Annotated in this window: 7 protein-coding genes; 5 read left to right on the top strand and 2 right to left on the bottom strand. The window is 70.1% G+C overall.

Annotated features, from left to right (window positions below; genetic code table 11):
- Window positions 1-65: 65 nt before the first annotated feature.
- From OG841_RS46025 to OG841_RS46040, 4 genes are read left to right on the top strand one after another with little or no spacing between them, the layout of a single operon-like run.
- Window positions 66-623: a (2Fe-2S)-binding protein gene (locus OG841_RS46025; RefSeq protein ID WP_365122953.1), complete on the top strand. Its 558-nt coding sequence runs from the start codon at window positions 66-68 to the stop codon at window positions 621-623.
- Entirely contained in the window at window positions 620-1,612 is a 993-nt protein-coding gene (locus OG841_RS46030) for an FAD binding domain-containing protein (RefSeq protein ID WP_328635886.1), read from the top strand. The genes OG841_RS46025 and OG841_RS46030 overlap by 4 nt, the downstream gene beginning before the upstream one ends.
- Complete coding sequence (locus OG841_RS46035) at window positions 1,609-3,726, top strand: xanthine dehydrogenase family protein molybdopterin-binding subunit (protein ID WP_371570271.1); 2,118 nt, start codon at window positions 1,609-1,611, stop codon at window positions 3,724-3,726. Before OG841_RS46030 ends, OG841_RS46035 begins: the two co-directional genes overlap by 4 nt.
- Window positions 3,719-4,963, top strand: a complete 1,245-nt coding sequence (locus OG841_RS46040) for an XdhC/CoxI family protein (RefSeq protein WP_365122944.1) — start codon at window positions 3,719-3,721, stop codon at window positions 4,961-4,963. The genes OG841_RS46035 and OG841_RS46040 overlap by 8 nt, the downstream gene beginning before the upstream one ends.
- A gap of 276 nt (window positions 4,964-5,239) precedes the next feature.
- On the opposite strand, the gene OG841_RS46045 is transcribed toward OG841_RS46040, so the two are convergent.
- Complete coding sequence (locus tag OG841_RS46045; protein WP_371570275.1) at window positions 5,240-11,386, bottom strand: LamG-like jellyroll fold domain-containing protein; 6,147 nt, start codon at window positions 11,384-11,386, stop codon at window positions 5,240-5,242.
- A gap of 332 nt (window positions 11,387-11,718) precedes the next feature.
- Here OG841_RS46045 and OG841_RS46050 point away from each other — a divergent pair, with 332 nt between their 5' ends.
- Window positions 11,719-18,408: an RHS repeat domain-containing protein gene (locus OG841_RS46050; RefSeq protein WP_365122939.1), complete on the top strand. Its 6,690-nt coding sequence runs from the start codon at window positions 11,719-11,721 to the stop codon at window positions 18,406-18,408.
- A gap of 82 nt (window positions 18,409-18,490) precedes the next feature.
- Here the strand turns inward: OG841_RS46050 and OG841_RS46055 are convergent, their stop codons facing one another.
- Complete coding sequence (locus tag OG841_RS46055) at window positions 18,491-19,030, bottom strand: hypothetical protein (protein ID WP_328635881.1); 540 nt, start codon at window positions 19,028-19,030, stop codon at window positions 18,491-18,493.
- Window positions 19,031-19,094 lie beyond the last annotated feature (64 nt).

Below are 19,094 nucleotides of genomic sequence, written 5' to 3' on the forward strand. Positions count from 1 at the left end.
TTGAGCTCACTCTAGCGTCGGACTGACGCCCCGACGTGTCCGGGACACGTGAAAGAAGGCTGAACATGGCCCCAGCCCCCTCGTCGACGTTCAGCGACATCACCCTGAACATCAACGGTGAGAAGCACCCTCTGCCCGTCGACCATCGCACCACCCTGCTCGACGCCCTGCGCGAGCGCCTCGACCTGACCGGTACCAAGAAGGGCTGCGACGAGGGGCAGTGCGGAGCCTGCACGGTACTGCTCGACGGGCGCCGGGCGGTCTCCTGTCTGCAACTTGCCGTGGCCGCCGAAGGACGTGAGATCACCACCATCGAGGGCCTGGCCGAGGGCGACCGACTGCACCCGGTGCAGCAGGCGTTCCTCGACCTGGACGGCTACCAGTGCGGCTATTGCACACCCGGCCAGATCTGCTCGGCGATCGCGGTGATCGAGGAACACGCGGCCGGCTGGCCCAGCGCCGTCACCGACGACGTCCGCCCCGAGGCCGGACCACCACCCCTGAGCGCCGAGGAGATCCGGGAACGGATGAGCGGCAACCTGTGCCGCTGCGGAGCGTACGTGTCGATCGTCCAGGCCGTGGCCCGGGCAGCGGAGGCGAAAACCGGGGAGGCGGCAGCATGAGGGAGTTCACGTACGACCGGGCCCTCGACGTCTCCGGCGCCCTCGCCCTGCTCGACGCCGACCCCGACGCCCGCTTCCTGGGCGGCGGCACCAACCTCGTCGACCTGATGAAGACCGGCGTCGAGCGGCCCGCCCGCCTGGTCGACGTCCGCGAACTGCCGCTGGACGGCATCGAGGTGACGGCGGACGGCGGACTGCGCATCGGTGCCACCGTCACCAACAGCGACCTCGCCGCCCACCCCGAAGTCCGCCGCCGCTACCCGGCGTTGGCCCAGGCCGTACTGGCCGGCGCCTCCGGTCAGCTGCGCAACATGGCCACCGTCGGCGGCAACCTGCTCCAGCGCACCCGCTGCGGCTACTTCACCGACGTGACCAAGCCCTGCAACAAGCGTGTGCCCGGCAGCGGTTGCCCCGCGATCCAGGGCGAGCACCACAACCACGCCGTCCTGGGCGCCTCCGAGCACTGCGTGGCCACCCACCCCTCGGACATGGGTGTCGCGCTGACCGCCCTCGACGCGGTTGTCTCGTACGAAACCGCCGACGGCCCCGGCGAGGTGCCCCTCGCCGACTTCTACCTGCCGGTCGGCGACACCCCGCACCGCGAGACCGCGCTGCCACCGGGCGCGCTGATCACCGGCGTCACCCTGCCGCCCGCTCCGGTGGCCGCCCACTCCCGCTACCGCAAGGTGCGCGAGCGTGCCTCGTACGCCTTCGCCATCGGCTCCATCGCCGCCGCGCTCGACGTCCGGGACGGCGTCGTACACGACGTACGCCTCGCCTTCGGGGCGGTCGCGTCCCGGCCGTGGCGGGCAACGGCGGCCGAACGCGTCCTGACCGGGGCGTCCGCCGACGCCGAGACCTTCGCCGCCGCCGCGAACGCCGAACTCGCCGCGGCGAAGCCCCTGCCGCACAACGCATACAAGGTGACCCTCGTGCGCAACCTCGTCGTGGCCGTGCTGACCGAACTCGCCGAGGAGGCCGCCCGATGACCACCGCCCCCACGGCACGCGAGAACGCCGTCGGCACCGCGCACACGCGCGTCGAGGGCCGCGACAAGGTCACCGGAACCGCCCGCTACGCCGGCGAGATCCCGTTCGCCGACCTCGCGCACGGCTGGCTGGTGCTGTCCACGGTCACCCGCGGCCGTATCCGCTCCATCGACACCGCCGACGTCCTCGCCATGCCCGGCGTGGCCGCCGTCCTGCACCACGGCAACGCCCCGCGGGTCGAGACCGGGTACGTCGGTCTGCTGGGCGTGCCGGACCCGACCGCGGCCGTCTTCCAGCACGACCGGGTGCCGCACGCGGGCTGGCCGGTGGCACTGGTCGTCGCCGACACCTCCGAACAGGCCCGGGAGGCCGCCGAAGCGCTGGTCGTGCACTACGAACAGGAGCCGCACGACGTCGACTTCACCGACGAGCACCCCGACGCGTACCCGGTCGACAACCACGGTCCGGCGGTGATCGAGAAGGGCGACCTGGAGTCCGAACTCGCCGCGTCCGCGGTCGTCGTGGACGCCGAGTACACCACCCCGGAAGAGCATCACAACCCGATGGAGCCGCACGCGGCGACGGCCCGCTGGGACGGCGGGCGGCTCGAACTCGTCGACTCCAACCAGGGCACCTTCTGGGTCGCGAGCGAACTCGCGGAGATGTTCTCGCTCGACCCGGCCTCGGTCCGGGTGCGCTCCGAACACGTCGGCGGCGGCTTCGGCAGCAAGGGCGTCCGCGCCCACCAGGTGGCCGCCGTGATGGCCGCGACCGAACTGCACCGCCCGGTACGGGTGATCATGACCCGCCGGCAGATGTTCTCGCTCGCCGGCTACCGCAGCCCCACCCGGCAGCGCCTGCGGCTCGGCGCCGACGCCGACGGCCGGCTGCGCGCGCTGGAACACCGCTCCCTGAACGCCACCTCCACCGTGCACGAGTTCATCGAGTCGGCCGCCGGCCCGGCCCGGACCATGTACGGCGCCGACGCCCACCACACCGCCAACCGGCTCGTGCGGCTCGACGTGCCGACCCCGACCTGGATGCGCGCGCCAGGTGAAGCACCGGGGTCGTTCGCACTGGAGTCCGCGATCGACGAACTCGCCGAGAAGTGCGGCCTCGACCCGATCGAACTGCGCGCCCGCAACGACCCGACAAAGGGCCCGGTGTCCGGGCTGCCGTTCAGCGGACGCCACCTGATCGCCTGCTTCCGGGAAGGCGCCCGGAGGTTCGGCTGGGCCGACCGCGACCCGCGCCCCGGCCTGCGCCGCGAGGGGCGTTGGCTGCTCGGCACCGGCACGGCGGCCGCCTCCTATCCGGCGGGCGCCGGCCCGTCCACGGCGGCGGTCACGGCGGAGGCGGACGGCACCTACACCGTGCGGATCAACGCCGCCGACATCGGCACCGGCGCGCGGACCGCGATGACTCTGGTCGCCGCCGACGCCCTGCGGACCGCGCCCGAACAGGTCCGCGTACGCATCGGCGACAGCGACCTCGGCCCCGCGTTCATCGCCGGCGGCTCGATGGGCACCCGCTCCTGGGCATGGGCGGTCACGATCGCCGCCGAGGAACTGCGGGAACGGCTCGCCCTCGGCGCCGACATCCCGCCGGAGGGGATCACCGTACGGTCCGACACCACCGAGGCCATCGGCGCCCTCGCCCAGAAGGAACGGCACTCCTTCGGCGCCCAGTTCGCCGAGGTCGCCGTCGACCCCGCCACCGGCGAGGTCCGGGTGCGCCGGATGCTCGGCATCTTCGCGGCGGGCCGGATCGTCAACCCGCTCACCGCCCGAAACCAGTTCGTCGGCGGCATGACCTGGGGCATCTCCATGGCCCTGCACGAGGAGGCGGTCCGTGACCGGGCCTTGGGCAGCCACTACGGCGCCGACCTCGCCGGCTATCACGTCGCCGCCCACGCCGACGTTCCGGCCATCGAGGCGGACTGGATCGACGACCCGGACCCCGACGACCCGGTCGGCATCAAGGGCATCGGCGAGATCGGCATCGTGGGCGCCGCCGCGGCCGTCGCCAACGCGGTCTGGCACGCGACCGGCGTACGCCACCGGGACCTGCCGATCCGCCCCGACCGCGTCCTGATGGCAGGCGTCCATGCTTGATCTCGCCGTTGAACTGCGCCGCTGGATGGAGGAGGGCCGCGCGTTCGCCGTCGCCACCGTCGTGGCCGTCGGCGGCAGTGCCCCGCGCGGACCCGGCGCCGCCCTCGCCGTCGACAGCGAGGGCACGGTCATCGGCTCGGTCTCAGGCGGCTGCGTGGAGGGAGCGGTGTACGACCTCTGCGTCCGAGCGCTCCAGGACGGCGAGACGGTCGTCGAACGGTTCGGCTACAGCGACGAGGACGCCTTCGCGGTCGGGCTGACCTGCGGCGGGATCATCGACATCATGGTCACCCCGGTCGGCACGGACGCGCCCGCGCGGCCGGTGCTCCGGTCGGCCCTGTCGGCCGCCGCCCGGGGCGAGCCGGCAGCCGTCGCCCGCGTTGTACGCGGCCCCGCCGAACTCCTCGGCACGGCACTGCTCGTGCGGCCGAGCGAAGCGGTAGGGGAGCCCTCCCGTCCCTCCCGGGCGGAGTCCGGGGCAGGCTCGTACGAAGGCGGACTCGGCGGGCACGTGGAACTGGACCGTACGGCGGCCGGTGAAGCCCGTGCTCTGCTGGACGCCGGCCGCACCGGCACGGTCGAGCTGTCGGCGGACGGCTCGCGCTGCCCCGGCGGCCTGACCCTGCTCGTCGAGTCGAGTGTGCCGCCGCCCCGTATGATCGTTTTCGGGGCGATCGACTTCGCGGCGGCACTCGTACGGGTGGGCAAGTTCCTCGGCTACCACGTGACCGTGTGCGACGCCCGCGCCGTCTTCGCCACCGAGGCCCGTTTCCCCGAGGCCGACGACGTCGTGGTCGACTGGCCGCACCGCTACCTTCGGGCCACCGCGACCGACGCGCGTTCGGTGCTGTGCGTGCTCACCCACGACGCCAAGTTCGACGTACCTCTGCTGGAAGTGGCCCTGCGGATGCCGGCCGCGTTCGTCGGTGCGCTGGGCTCACGGCGTACGCACGCCGACCGGGAACGACGGCTGCGGGAAGCGGGCCTGACCGAAGGGGAGTTGGACCGGCTGCGGTCGCCGATCGGCCTCGATCTCGGTGCCCGCACACCCGAGGAGACGGCCCTGTCCATCGCGGCGGAGATCGTCGCCACCCGACGCGGCGGGACGGGCACGCCCCTGACCGGGTCGGGCGAACCGATCCACCGCGAGGAGGAGACGCACGGCGCGGGGACGAGCTCCGGCCCCTGGGCGCGGAGCACCATCCCCATGCGATCGTCCGTGCCTAGCTTGCGGTAGTGGCCGCCCATGCGCCGCGAGCCGCCGTGACGGCGCACGGCCGAGCCCACCAGGAGCTGCGGGCAGTGGCAGGGTCTGGTGCTTCCACGCCGCCGACGAGCTCGACCGCCTCTCCCCCCCCCGCCGCGGAACTTGTCCAGGACGCGGGCTTCGAGCCCCAGGACAGAGCGCCATCAGACACCTGCACCGCCAACAACGTGACAGCGCCGCTCGCCCAGCTGGCGGCCGAGCACGGCACCACCGCGGGGACCCGCCCGCGGCGGTGCCGGCCGTGGCTCAGCGCAGGGCGCTGACCTCGGTCGCCGACAGCGTGCGCGGATAGACGTGGACGTCCGCGACGGAGCCGGGGAACGCCATGTAGGGGGTCGTGGCGGAGGCGCTGTTGACGCAGCCGCCGGCGGTCAGGGGCAGGGACGAGTCGTACTGCGGGCTGAGGTTCTTGGCAGTCCCCATCAGGGTGCCGTTCTGGTACAGGGTCATGGTGCCGGTGCTGGAGTCCCCGGCGACCGGTGCCCGGTAGGTGGCCACCAGGTGGGTCCAGGTGCCCACCGGACCGGTGTTGTTGTCTCCTTCCGCGGTGGGGAAGTCGGCGTTGTCGTCGTTGGTGGTCGTGGTCTGGAACATCCAGGCGCCACTGGGTTTGTCGTAGGACAGGTAGAAGGACTGGTGCTCCGTGGTGCCCTGGCAGACCGCGGTGGTGCCGAGCGCCGAGTTGATCTTCACCCAGGCGGAGACGGTGTAGTCGCCGAGGGTGTCGACCGCGCTCTGCTTGCTCTTGAGGAAACCGGTGCTGCCGTCGAAGGCGGCGCTGCCGGACAGCCCGCTGGGTGCGTCGGTGCCGAAGCTGACGCTGCCGGACGGGGTGAGCGCGTTGAGGGAGGCGCTGTCACTGCCGTCGGAGCCGAGCTTCCACTCGTCCTCGGGCATACCGTTGTCCCAGCCGGAGGGGACGATCACGCTGTTGGCGCCGGCATCGCTCGCCGTCATGGCGTACGGGTAGACCTGCACGTCGGAGACGGAGCCGGGGAAGGCGTTGTACGGCGACGTCGCGTCGGGGCTGTTGATGCAGCCGCCGATGGTCAGGGGCAGGGACGAGTCGTACTGCGGGGTGAGGTTGGTGGCCGTCCCCATCAGCGTGCCGTTCTGGTAGATCGACATCACGCCGGTGCCGGAGTCACCGTCCACCGGAGCGGTGTAGGTGACCAGCAGGTGTGTCCAGGTGCCCAGGGCCCCGGTGTTGTTGTCTCCTTCCGCGGTGGGGAAGTCGGCGTTGTCGTCGTCGGTGGTCGTGGTCTGGAACATCCAGCCCTTGTTGCCCCGGTCGTAGCCGAGGTAGAAGGCCTGGTGCTGGCTGGTTCCCTCGCAGATGGCGGTGGCAGGGTTGTCCGCGGAGTCGAGCTTCACCCACGCGGAGACGGTGTAGTCGGCGAGGGTGTTGACCGCGGTGTGGTCGCTCTCCAGGAATCCGGTACTGCCGTCGAAGGACGTGGCGCCGGCGGGGGCGTTGACCGCGTCGGGCCCGGCCGCGTTGAAGGTGGCCCCGCCGACCGCGGTGAACGGGTTGTCCCCGCGCTGGTCACTTCCGTCGGCGGACAGGGCCCACTCGTTGTCGGGAGTGTCGCTGCCGGTGGCTTCGGGGACGATCAGGTTCGGCGCGATGGCGACGACCTGGGTGTTGGTGTCGTTGAGGTACCGGGCGGCGAGATCGTCGTAGTAGGCGTTGGACGGGTTGCCGCCGGAGAGGTCGGCCGCCTTGACACTGGAGGAGGTGGCCGTGCCGTCCGTGGAGACCGCCGCCGCGAAGTCGATGACCTGCGTGGGGAAGGTGTCCAGCAGGTAGCTGTTGACCTGCTCGCGCGCGGACTCCTGCGTCGCCGTGCCCGTGTGGGCGGCGGTGAACGGCGGAATGGTGGTGAGGTAGACGGTGATGTTGGAGTTCTGCGTGACGGGCTGGCCGTTGATGTACGTCTGCCCGTCGTCGGTGCAGTACGAGCTGAGCTGGCTGTTGAGCGCGGCCAGTCCGTTCTCGACCTTCGCGGCGCAGGTGTTGGCGTCGCTGGTGCAGTTGAGCAGGTCGGCGGCGCCGGTGGAAACGAGCACGGTGCGCACGTTGCCCTGGGCCAGCACGTTGCGGTCCAGCGGGTTGAGCGCGTTGGTCGGAGTGTCGCTGCCGGCCTGGGGCAACAGGTTGTTGTTCAGGCCGGCGCTGTTGGTGCCGGCGTTGAGGACGCCGTAGTCGACGGTGTCGTCCCCGTTGGGGTCGTCGACGATGGCGCTGGTGATGGCGTCGCTGAGGTGGTGCTTGCCGTCGGCGCTCGCGGTGTCCGCGTTGACGCTCTGGTCGCCGTAGAGGACCAGGGAGCCGGTGGGCGCGGAGGTGGGCGTGGTGACGTCGATGCCGGCCAGGTACGGCAGACCGCTGTAGGTCGTCTGCGTGTACTTGGTGGCCGCGGTGTCACCGGTGCGGTTGGCCGCGTCGCTGACCCACACCGGAGTCTGGGCCGCGCCGTGGCCGGGCATGGCGGACACGGAGCCGTGCACCTGCAGGCTGACCAGCACGGTCGCCTGCTGGTCGACGTGCAGGGTGACCGGGTCGCTGGTGACGTCGCCGCCGGCCGGCACGGTGACGGAGGCGGAGCCGTGGTTGAAGGCGAGCGGCACCGGTGCCGCGGCCGCTGTGGCGCCGCCCGCGGTGGCGTCCTGCAGCGCGACGGAGGCCGCGTCGAAGGTCACCGGGCTGGTGCCCATCGCGTTGGACAGGTGGATGCGGACCCCGTCGCCGTCGTCGGTGCCGATGCTCACGTGGGCCGGGATGCGCAGCGTCTGCCCGTTCACGGTGGCGGTGGTGCCGCCGGACTGCTGGACCTTGGCGGTGTCCTGGACGGAGGAGAAGGTGCCGACGAAGTGCTGGGAGCTGTTGCCCGTCAGGGGCCGCAGGCCCAGCCCGAGGACGTGCAGGGTGGGCTGGCCGGCCTGCACACCGTTGGTGAACAGCGGCAGGGAGATGCTGCTGACGACCGAGCCGGGGCAGGCCAGCGGCACGCTGACGGCGTAGACCTTCGGGCCGGGGCTGGGGCTGGTCTGGGTGTTGTTGCTGTGGTTCTGGTGGACCAGGGTCAGCGTGGCCGCGGAGGCGGGACCGCTCAACCAGTCGGGCACGGTGTCCAGCGTGTACGACTGGTCGGCGGGGTTGCCGTCGGGGTCCAGGCAGTTGTTCTTGCCGTAGGTGATGGTGCCGGTGGCGCCCTTGGCCGCTCCGCCGGTGGCGAAGGCCAGGAAGACCACGGCTCCACCGGTGTTCACCACGCCGCTGCCCGGCACGGTGAGGGTCTGCCCGGAGGACAGCATGTTGTCGTAGGTGCCGGTGCCGAACTTCGGCAGCGCGATGGCGGCGCCGTCCACGGTGACCGACTTGCCGCTCTGCCAGCCCGCCGTGCTCGTCAGGTCGGCGGAGTTGATGCTGTTGCCGGAGCCGTCGGCGTCGGCCGTGCTGGTCGTGGTGGTGAAGGTGCTGGTCGCGGTGTTGTTCAGGCAGCTCGAGGTGCTGTTGACCGCGCAGGTCAGCGCGGGCGCGAGGCGCAGCACGTCGATGCCCGCCTGGTAGCCGGTCGAGGTGGGGTTCTTCCCGGTCAGGGTCAGGGTCAGGGTGTGCGCTCCCTGCTTGAGGGTGAGGAGCTGACCGCTGGAGTCCCTGGGGATGCCGAGGTTGACGAACCGGGTGGTGACGTAGGAGTTGTAGGCGTCGAAGCCGTTGATCAGGGTGGCCTCGGTGGGCTTGCCCGCGTCCAGGACGAGGCGGTAGATGCCGTAGTCCTTGGCCCTGGTCAGGTTGACGCCGAAGCTCCAGGGACCGTCCTTGGGGATGTCGAAGCCGAAGGTGGCACTGTCACCGGAGACGACCTTCGTCGTGCTCTTGTTGGCGAGGAAGGCCTGGTAGCCGTCGGCGAACTCGTAACCGCTGCCCGCGGCCTGGCTGATCAGCTGACCGCCCTTGGAGGTGGTCGTCGCCTTGGGCACGGCCGTGGTCGTGCCGTCGGCGTTGGTCGCCGTCCACCCGGCGACCAACTTGTCGCCGTAGGCGTACGTCGGTGTGCTGGTCCCGGCGTAGAAGGCGTAGGACGTCTGGGTGATCGACGTCGAGCCGGCCTGGTCGACGGCCTTGGCGTACAGGGTGTGGGGTCCCGCGGTGCCGGGGGCGAAGGCGGGGGAGGCGCTGCCGTTGATCACCGCGGTGCCGGTGCCGGGCCCGTTGTCGGAGGTGACGTAGTACACCTTGCCCGGCGTGATCTTCGTGGTGGTGGTCCAGTGGGTGACGCTGCTGCTGTAGACGGTGTTGCCGAGCGTGGCGTCCAGCGCGAACAGGTAGCCGGTGACGTTGTTGGTGCGGTTGTTGCTCAGCGTGAACGTGCCCTTGTCCCCGAAGGCGGAGCCGATCTGCTTGGCCGGGAACTGGCTGGAGGTCACCGTGGGTGCGGGTGGCGCGCTGGTGTCCACCGTGAACGTCTGGGTCTTGGTCCAGATGCCGGAGCCGGTTCCGACCCAGTAACCGGCCGCGTTCTGCGCGGTGGCCTTCCAGGTATAGGTGCCGTCGGGCAGGCTCGGTGTGGTCCAGTCACTGCCGTTGGTGTTGTACCGGGCGCGCTTCTTGGAATCCAGGTTGGGGCCGAATCCCTGGTGGATCAGGGTGCCGGAGGAGTTGAAGACGTTGTAGTCGACGCGCACGAGTTCGCTGCCGCCGGCCAGGTCCGGGTCGACCGCCCGCGCCGACAGGGTCGGGGTGTGCGTGGTGGTCATCGTCTTGCCCGAGCTGACGATGGACGGCTTGATGGCGGGGGTGCCGGTGCCGTTCTTCAGCTTCGGGCGGTAGCTGTAGGTGACCGACATGGTGGCGCCGCCGCCGTGGGCGAGCTGCTTCCACTGGGTGGCGTCGTTCATGTCGGGCGACTGGACCATCAGCGTCATGCTCTTCCAGCCGCCGGCCGCCGCGCTCTTGGCCCGTGAGGTCACGTCGAACTCGAGCGACGGTGGACTCACCCAGGAGTGCGCACCGTCCGTGACCGGGCAGGTGCCGGCCTCGTGGCTGACGGGGTTGGTTCCCAGCGAGCCGGTGCGGCCGCCGGGCTCATGACCCCAGTACAGCGAGGACGACGACCATCCGGTGGGCCGGTCGGTGCCGTAGACGGCGGCCGGGGTGTCCGCGCAGGAGGCGGCGGAAAGCTGCTTCACATAGAGCGAGGCTTTGGTGACCACGGCGCCCTGGATGCCGCTGGTGTTCATCTGGTAGTAGGTGCGGGCCCGTTCACCGTTGCCGGGGTAGGAGTTGTCCCACCCCTCGCGGGCGTTGGTCTCGCCCGAGGTGGACGTCGAGTTGTAGACGTTCCAACCGTTGTCGGAGATCCGCGCCCAGTGCAGCTGGGACGGCCTGCCGCTCCACTCCGGGTCCACGTAGACCGGGTAGGCGGTGCTCTTGGCGGAGAGCAGCTCCCGGTCCAGGCCCAGCAGTTGCCTGCCGGACTTCATGCTCAACTTCACCCGGGCGCGGTGCCTGCCGGCCTTGACCGCCGCATGGTGCTCGGCGCGGGCGGACGAGGCGGTCGCCGTGCGGGCCGGGGACGCGCCGGCGGACTTCTTGCCGGCACTGTCCCACATCAGCGCGGTGTCACTGTGGAACACCGTCTCGCCGGTGCGCTTGTCGGTGGCCTGCGCACCGCCGTCGCGTGTGGGAGTCACCTTGACTTGGGAGGAGGTGGTGTTCAGCGCGAGGCTTCGCAGGCGTGGATCGGCCGCCGCCTTGCGTGACTTGACCACGAGGATCGAGGAGTAACCGGAGGCGTCCGCGGTCAGCTGCAGGTCGACCTGGGGCAGCACCTCGGGGTAGGTGGCGGTGTCCCCGGAGATCACCGGCCTGGGCAGCTCGCCCGGCCAGGAGAAGCCCAGCCTGTCGCTGCCGTCGCGCATCGTGACCAGCGCGCCCGAACCGCCGCCGGAGAACGTCACGTCGGTGACGGCGGCCTTGGGGGCCCAGGTGCCGTTCGCCTGTCGAACCAGCGTCGTGTCGATCGGCACCCACTTGCCGTGCTGCAAGGCGCGCTGCGGCATCGAGGAGTCGGTGCGCGTGAAGGTCCCGTCCGGGTTGGCCACCACCGTCGTGCCGACATCGGTGAGCTGGTCGACCGGCACCGGCTTGCCGGTGGCCTTCGCCCGCGCGGACGCCGCCTGCGTCGGGTTGAGACGCCTCGTTGCGGCATGTGAGCGAGTGCTGTGCGGCTTCGCGTGCGGTGAGCGGGCAGCGGCGGAGGGCGCCGCTTGGGCCGACACCGTCGCGGTCAGCGACCCCGCGGCGAGGGCCGCGACGACAGCGACGGCGATGGGTCTGGACGCGGCACGTCCGGACGCACGCAGGGGTGTGCCATGGGAAGGCATCGAGGTTGGGGTCCTTCGCAGATCTCAGGCGGTCCCCCCGTGGGCCCGCGCCGCAGTGCATTCTGCGGGCCCCGGTGATCGAGGTCCATCACGAACTGACCGGCGGCTCTCCCTGGATGGTCCGCTTTTGGCGCATGAGAGATGGCTTGGGTTTCAATCCGGGTGATCCTTTGGGGTTTTCACAGGAAATCCTTTGCCTGTGTGGATCGTGTGAGGTCCTAGCGTGATCCACCACGGGGGTGTGTGAGCTTTGCGTGCCCTCCGTTTGACGTGCACTCAGGCGCCCGCCGGGCGACCTGTGTGCTCTTGGCTCAGGGAGGGGATCGCACACCATGGTGCGGACAACGGGGTGGAGATGGGGGCGGTCGGCCTCACGAACCCGAAGACTTCGACGCACGGCGTTCGTCACGGCCGGCGCCCTGCTGGTGTCGGGCCTGCTGCCCGCCGGTACGGTCGCGGCGGCCTCCGGGACGAAGGCGGGACGGCATGTGTCGGCTCCGGCGGCTCCGCACGACAAGCGGGTCCCGTTCACGCACGCCACTCCCCGGCGTGTCCCCTCACACAAGGGCTTCAGGCACTTCGATCCCGCCGCACACGCCAAGCTCCCGGCGGCGGGCAGTGCCGTGGTGACCCTGCCGGTCGCGACTGCTTCGGCGGGGCTGAGCACCAAGGCGACCCAGGTGCGGGCCGGAAGCACGCCCGTCCTTCTCGGCGCCGCTGCGACCGCCCGGCCTCAGGCCGGCACCGTGACCCGTGCGCAGCCGGTGCGGGTGAGCGTGCTGGGCCAGAAGGCGGCGCGTGCCGCAGGTGTCCACGGTGTGCTGTTCACCCTGCGGCGCACCGGCCCGGGCGGCGGCAAGGTCGCCCTGCGGGTGGACGACTCCTCCTTCCGCTACGCCTACGGCGGTGACTTCGCCTCGCGTCTGCACCTGGTGCAGTTGCCCGCGTGCGCCGTGACCACGCCCAAGCTGCGCAGGTGCCAGGTCCAGACACCGGTGCGCACTGCCCCCGGGGCGCGGCTGTCGGGACAGGTCAGCGTGCCGGGCGCGGCGACCGGCAGCAGTGCTTTCCGCACCAGTGGGGCGACGGCGTCGTCCGGCGCCATGGTCGTCATGGCGGCGACCTCGGGCACGTCGGGTTCCTCGGGTGACTACTCGGCGACGAGCCTGTCGCCCGCGGGGACGTGGTCGACCTCCGGCAACACCGGGTCGTTCACGTACTCGTACCCCATCAGCGTGCCCGCGGCCGTCGGCGGATCTGCGCCGAACGTGAAGCTGTCGTACGACTCCTCCAGCCAGGACGCGCGGACGGAGGGGACGAACAACCAGTCCTCCTGGCTGGGTGACGGCTGGACCACGCAGGACAACTTCATCGAGCGCACCTACAAATCCTGCAAGGACGACTCCTCCTCCGGCGCTCCGAAGGACGACGGGGACGAGTGCTGGGCGGGTCAGATCCTGACCCTCTCGCTGAACGGGAAGTCCACCGCCATCGTCTACGACGACGCGACCAAGACCTTCCGCCCGGTCTCCGACGACTCGACCACCAAGATCCAGAACCTGACCGGGGCCACGAACGGCACCGACAACAAGGAGTACTTCAAGGTCACCCAGGGCGGGACGCAGTACTTCTTCGGTCTGAACCGGCTGCCGGGCTGGTCGTCGGGCAAGGACGAGACGAAGTCCGTGTGGACCGAGCCCGTCTACCACGCGCACAGCGGCGTCTCGGCCTGCCCGGACAGCACGACCTTCGCCGACACGTCCTGCAGCCTCGGCTACCGCTTCAACCTCGACTACGCCGTGGACCGGCACGGCAACGCCACTGCCTGGTACTACAGCCCGGAGACGGGCTACTACGGCGCGGACATGAAGGACACCGCGGTCTCCTACACCCGTGGTGGCACGCTCTCGCGCATCGACTACGGCATGACGTCGTCCACGATCTACTCGGGTACCGCCCCGGAGCAGGTTCTCTTCGACACCGCCGAGCGCTGCATTGCCGGCACCCCGTCGGGCAACACCTGCGCGGACAGCCAGTTCACCGCCGCCAACGCCGCTTACTGGCCGGACGTGCCCATCGACCTGAACTGCAGCTCGGGATCGACGAGTTGCACGAACCACGGCCCGAGCTTCTGGTCCCGTAAGCGGTTGACCTCGATCACCACGCAGATCCGCAGCGGTGGGGCGACCAAGCAGGTCGACAAGTACTCCTTCACGCAGTCGTTCCCCGACGGCGGCGACCACGCGCCCACGCTGTGGCTCGACTCGGTGCAGCGCACCGGCCTGGACACCCTGGGCGGAGCCTCCGGAGGCACCTCGACCCCGGCCATCAGCTTCGACCCGCCGCTGCAGCTGCCCAACCGGGTCGGCACCATCCCGCAGATGCCGCTGATGTACCACGACCGCATCCAGACGGTCACCAGCGAGACGGGCGCCCAGACCACGGTCACCTACGACCGCCCGGACTGCTCCAGTGCTCCGGCCAGCGACCCGAACGACCCGGCGGACGCGGCGGCGCAGTCTTTCGCGTCCACGAACACGTTGTCGTGCTTCCCGGTGTACTGGACTCCGACGGGTCAGCCGGCGCCATGGATGGACTGGTTCCGCAAATACAAGGTGACCTCGGTCGTCACCACGGACGTGCACAACTCCTACCAGGACGGCACGCAGCCGGAGTTGGAGACGGACTACGCCTACAAGGGCAATCCAGGCTGGCACTATGACGACAACGAGGTCGTCAAGGCCAAGAACCGCACCTGGGGCCAGTTCCGGGGCTACCCCGAGGTGGACGTCACCACCGGTGACCCCAACGTCTTCCACAAGACCAACGGCACCTCCGTCCACGACCAGAAGACGCTGTCGAAGACGTACTACTTCCTGGGCATGAACGGCGACACGCTGCCCGGGGGCAAGACTCGCTCGGTGCCCGACCTGACCAGCCAGGACGGCGCCACGTCGGTCGCCGACGACAACGCGCTGGCCGGACAGGTCTTCGAGACCGACACCTACACCGCCTCCGGCGGCAGCCTGGACAAGACAGCCGTCACCGTACCGACCATCATCGGTCCCACCGCCAGCCGCAACCGCAGCGGCCTGCCCGACCTCACGGCGCAGATGGTGCGCACCGCCAGGACACTCACCCGGCAGGCCGTCTCCTACGGCTGGCGCAAGACGGAGACGGACACCTACTACAACCGGACGCTGGGCAAGCCGACCACCGGTATGCAGGTGCAGGTCGACGACCGGGGTGAGACCGCCGACAGCGACAACGCCACCAAGTGCACCTACACCCGCTACCTGACCGGGAGCGTCGACACCCTGGTGCTGCCGGCCGAGGTCATCACCACGGCCCAGGACTGCTCCAGCGCCGGTGCGACCCCCGGTGGCACGCTGGTATCCGACCTCCGTACCTCCTACGACAACAAGGCCTTCGGTTACGACGGCGACGGCCGGTCGAGCCCGGACCTGCCCGCCACCGGTGACGCGACCCTGGTCCAGAAGGCGTCCGCGGCCTCCGGCGCCACCGCGACCACGTTCATGGACGCGGCCGTGACCAAGTACGACGACTACGGCCGTATCACCCAGGTGACGCGCACGCCCCACTCCACCGCTCCGGACGGTACGAGCCTGTCGCAGAGCGTGGTCACCGGCTACACCCCGGCCACCGGTGAGCTTCCGACCGACGTGGTCACCGCCGTCCAGGTCACGCCCGGAGCCGCCTGCACGGTCAGCAGCACGAGTTCCAAGGACTGCCAGGTCGCCACCAGCACATTGGATCCGGCTCGTGGTCTGCCGACCGCCAAGAAGGACGCGGGCGGCCTGCTGACCTCGCTCTCGTACGATGCGCTCGGCCGTCTGACGGCCGTGTGGCTGCCCAACGAGATCAAGGCCAACGGCGCGCCGGCCGGCATGACCTACTCCTACAACCTGGCCCAGTCGGCGCCCTCGACCGTCGCGACCAACACGCTGCTGGACAACGGCAGTTACAGCACGAGCGAGACGCTGTACGACGCGATGCTCCGTCCGCTCCAGATTCAGACGACAGCGGAGAGCTCCAGCACCGCGGTCTCCGACGTCCAATACGACTCGCACGGCTGGACGGTCGTCGCCAACAACGCCTACAACGTCTCGGGCAACCCCGGAAGCAAGCTGGTCTCCGTCTCCCAGGTGTCCATCCCCGACACCACCGTCACCGACCACGACGGCTTGGGGCGCGCCGACCTCGTCACCGAGGAGCACGACGGCACCAAGACCTGGACGGCGACCACCGCGTTCACCGGGGACAGGACCACCGTCCTGCCGCCCAAGGGCGGGGTCGCCACCACCACCGTCACCAACGCCCGCGGGCAGACCACCGAGCTGGACCAGTACACCGCAGCGCCCACGGTCTCCGGATCCGCGGCCACCGGCTTCACCACCACCGGCGGCACCACCTCGCCGACCACCTACGGCTACAACCCGGCCGGACAGCAGACCCGGGTCACCGGACCGGACAAGACCGACTGGACGTTCGGCTTCGACCTGCTGGGCCGCAAGAAGTCCCAGCACGATCCGGACGCGGGCGGCAGCAGTTACGGCTATGACGACGCCGGCAACCTGACCTCGACCACGGACGCCAAGAAGGTCGAACTCGACTACACCTACGACCTGCTCGGCCGCAAGCTCACCGGCACGGACAAGGCCGAGTCCGGCTTCAAGTTCGCCGAGTGGGCCTACGACACCCTCCGGGTCGGTCTGCCGACCTCGTCCACCCGGTACGTGCAGGGGGTGAGCGGCGGCTACACGGTCGGCGTCACCGGCTACACCAGCCTCGGCAAGCCGACCGGCACGAAGATCACCCTGCCGGCGTCGGAGGCGCCGCTGCCGTCCACGTACACGACGACCTACACCTACTCCATCAACGACCAGCTGCTGAAAACCCAGTCCGATCCGCGTACCCAGGGCCTGAACAGCGAGGTCATCACCTACGGCCGCGACGCACTGGGCAACCCCACCACGACCGGCAGCAGCATCAACACCTACGTCGGCGCCTCCGTCTACACCAACTACGGGGAACCTTCGCGGCTGACGTTCGGCGCCTCGACCAACCCGGCCTGGGCGACGTACACCTACGACGACCAGACCCGCCGCCTCACCGACCGCCTCATCGAGCGGACCCAGGCTCCCGGTCCGACGGTGGACGACACCAAGTACACCTACGACGCCGCAGGAAACCCCACCTCCACCACCGACCAGCAGTCGGAGACCGGCAACACCGTCACCGACCAGCAGTGCTACTCCTACGACACACTGGACCGGCTCACCGACGCCTGGACCGCCAACGACAACTGCGCCGCCAACCCGCCCACCGGCAGCACCCTGACCACCACGGCGGGCTCGTACTGGCAGTCGTTCGGCTACGACGCGATCGGCAACCGCAAGCAGAGCGTCGACCACGCCATCGGCGGCACCGGCACCACGGCCACCACCACCTACACCGACGGCTGCACCACCGGCTGCAACTCCACCGGCACCCAGCCGCACACCCTGACCGCCACCACCGGAGGCACCAACCCCACCGAGTTCGGCTACGACGAGAACGGCAACCTCCACACCCGCACCCCCACCAGTGGCCCCGGCCAGACCCTGACCTGGGACGACGAGAACCATCTCGCCCAGATCGACACCACAGGTGCCGGCCCGTCCACGACGAAGTACCTGTATGACGCCGACGGCAACCAGCTCATCCGTCGTGACCCCGGCCAGACCACCCTCTTCGCCGGCGACACAGAGATCATCGTCAACACCGGTGTGACCCCGAACGTTCTGCTCGGCGGGGTGCGCACCTACAGCCACGGCGGCGCGGGTGCCCCGGTGGCCGTCCGCTCCAGCCTCTCCGGCGGAGGCCTGAAGTACCTCTTCAGTGACGCCCACGGCACGGCGACCCTGGCCATGGACGCCACCACCCAGCAGGTCGCACGCCGGCAGTACACCCCTTACGGCCAGCCACGTTCCAGCGCCAACACCACGACCTGGTCCGACCCCACCCACTCCTTCCTCGGCAAACCACAGGACGCGGCCACCGGCTACACCGATGTGGGCGCCCGCAAGTACGACCCCGCTCTCGGCGCCTTCATCAGTGTCGACCCCGTCTTCGAAGCCACCAGCCCCCAGGAACTCGGCGGCTACGCCTACGCCTCCGACAACCCGCTTTCCGGATACGACCCCACCGGTCTGGACAACTGGTGGGCCGACCCGACGATGAACAAGCCGCTCAAGGGCGGCACCCCCGTCTCGCAGCAACTCGCGAACGAGCAGGGATTCGGCGACCTCTGCAACGCGAGCAACTGCTCGCACTACAACCCCAAGCTGAAGCCCAGCTACCTCAACTCGGCTGCCGTGACGGCACTGGCGGCGGCTGCCGGATGGGGCAGGGACAAATACATCCTTTCGATCAGCGGCAAGAACACCGTGAGCGGTGCCGTCGCTGTCGCGGATCAGGAGTGGGAGACGCAGGACTACCTCAAAGCCTCGCGGCAGATCCGCTCAGCGGTGTACGCACGGCTTCAGGCACTCGCTGACGAAGGCGAGTTGAGCAAGACCCAGCTCAACAGGTTCGCCACGATCACCGTCGCCTGGGACGAGAAGAAGCAGATGATCTACTGGGCGGCCTACAAGGCGGGCCGGAGAGGCCCGGGGGACTTCTGCGCCGAGGATCACTGCGACATGGAGGCCGCGGCGAACGGTTCGGAGAAGGAGGACCTGCAGTACACCGAGGCGGTGGGCGCCCGCGACGGGGCGGAAGTGAGCGTGTGTACCCGGTGCCAGGAGAGTCGCGAGCTGGAGCAGTTCGAGGCATCGGGCGCCGAGATGCGCAAGGGCGGCCGGCTCTGGCTCCAGCAGATGGCCGAGAGCGGTGCGGACGCCGGCGGCGAAGCCGAGGCGGAAGCTCAGGCCGAGGCGCAGGCCGAGGCACAAGCGGAGTCCAGGGCCGAATCGGAGGCTCTGCTCGAGGGCTTCGAGATGGGCATGGAGGACGAGTGACCGTGTGGACGGTGAGCCGTCCATCTCCGTAGCGCGTCGCGGGCGGCGCCCCTCCCCACTCGGAGGGGCGCCGCCCGCGACGTCACGGATTCCGCACCCAGCGGTGGCCGTGGGGGAGGGAGGTACCTTTCGGGACGAAGGAGCGCGGCCAGGGTTTGCGGTCCAGCTCGATCATGGAACGGCTGACGATCTCCTCGAACCAGTCGGCGGCGATCCTGCCCAGCTCCTCGGGCGACCCGGTCGCCTCCAGCGGCTCGACGTCCGTGACCGGCTCGGGGTGGTATGTGCTGCTGTTCCGCTCGCTGCAGAAGAGACGGTCACCGGCCACGGTCGCGCCCAATGTCATGACGACGAGCTTCTGGTCCCGGTGCTTGAGATCCACGATCAACGTGAGCACCGCCTGTCCGGCGGCGAACGCCTCGTCCCACGCGGCATCGTAGGCGTCGCGCGGGGCGCGCGCGTCCTCTTCCTCGTCTTCCTCGTCGGCGGGAAAGACAAGCACAGCAGTCGCGTCGGGCGGGCATTCCGGCCACCCGCGTGCGCGCTCGCGGACGATACCCACCAGGGCAGTGTGTGGGGGGCTCAGTTCGCCCTCGTCCACCTCGAACCAGTCGTCGTTCATGGCCGAATATTACGGCGAGGCCGAGAGCACCGTAGCTCCGGTCCGCACCACCGAGTCCCTCACC

It is taken from the genome of Streptomyces canus, assembly GCF_041435015.1.
GTDB classification, from domain to species: domain Bacteria; phylum Actinomycetota; class Actinomycetes; order Streptomycetales; family Streptomycetaceae; genus Streptomyces; species Streptomyces canus_G.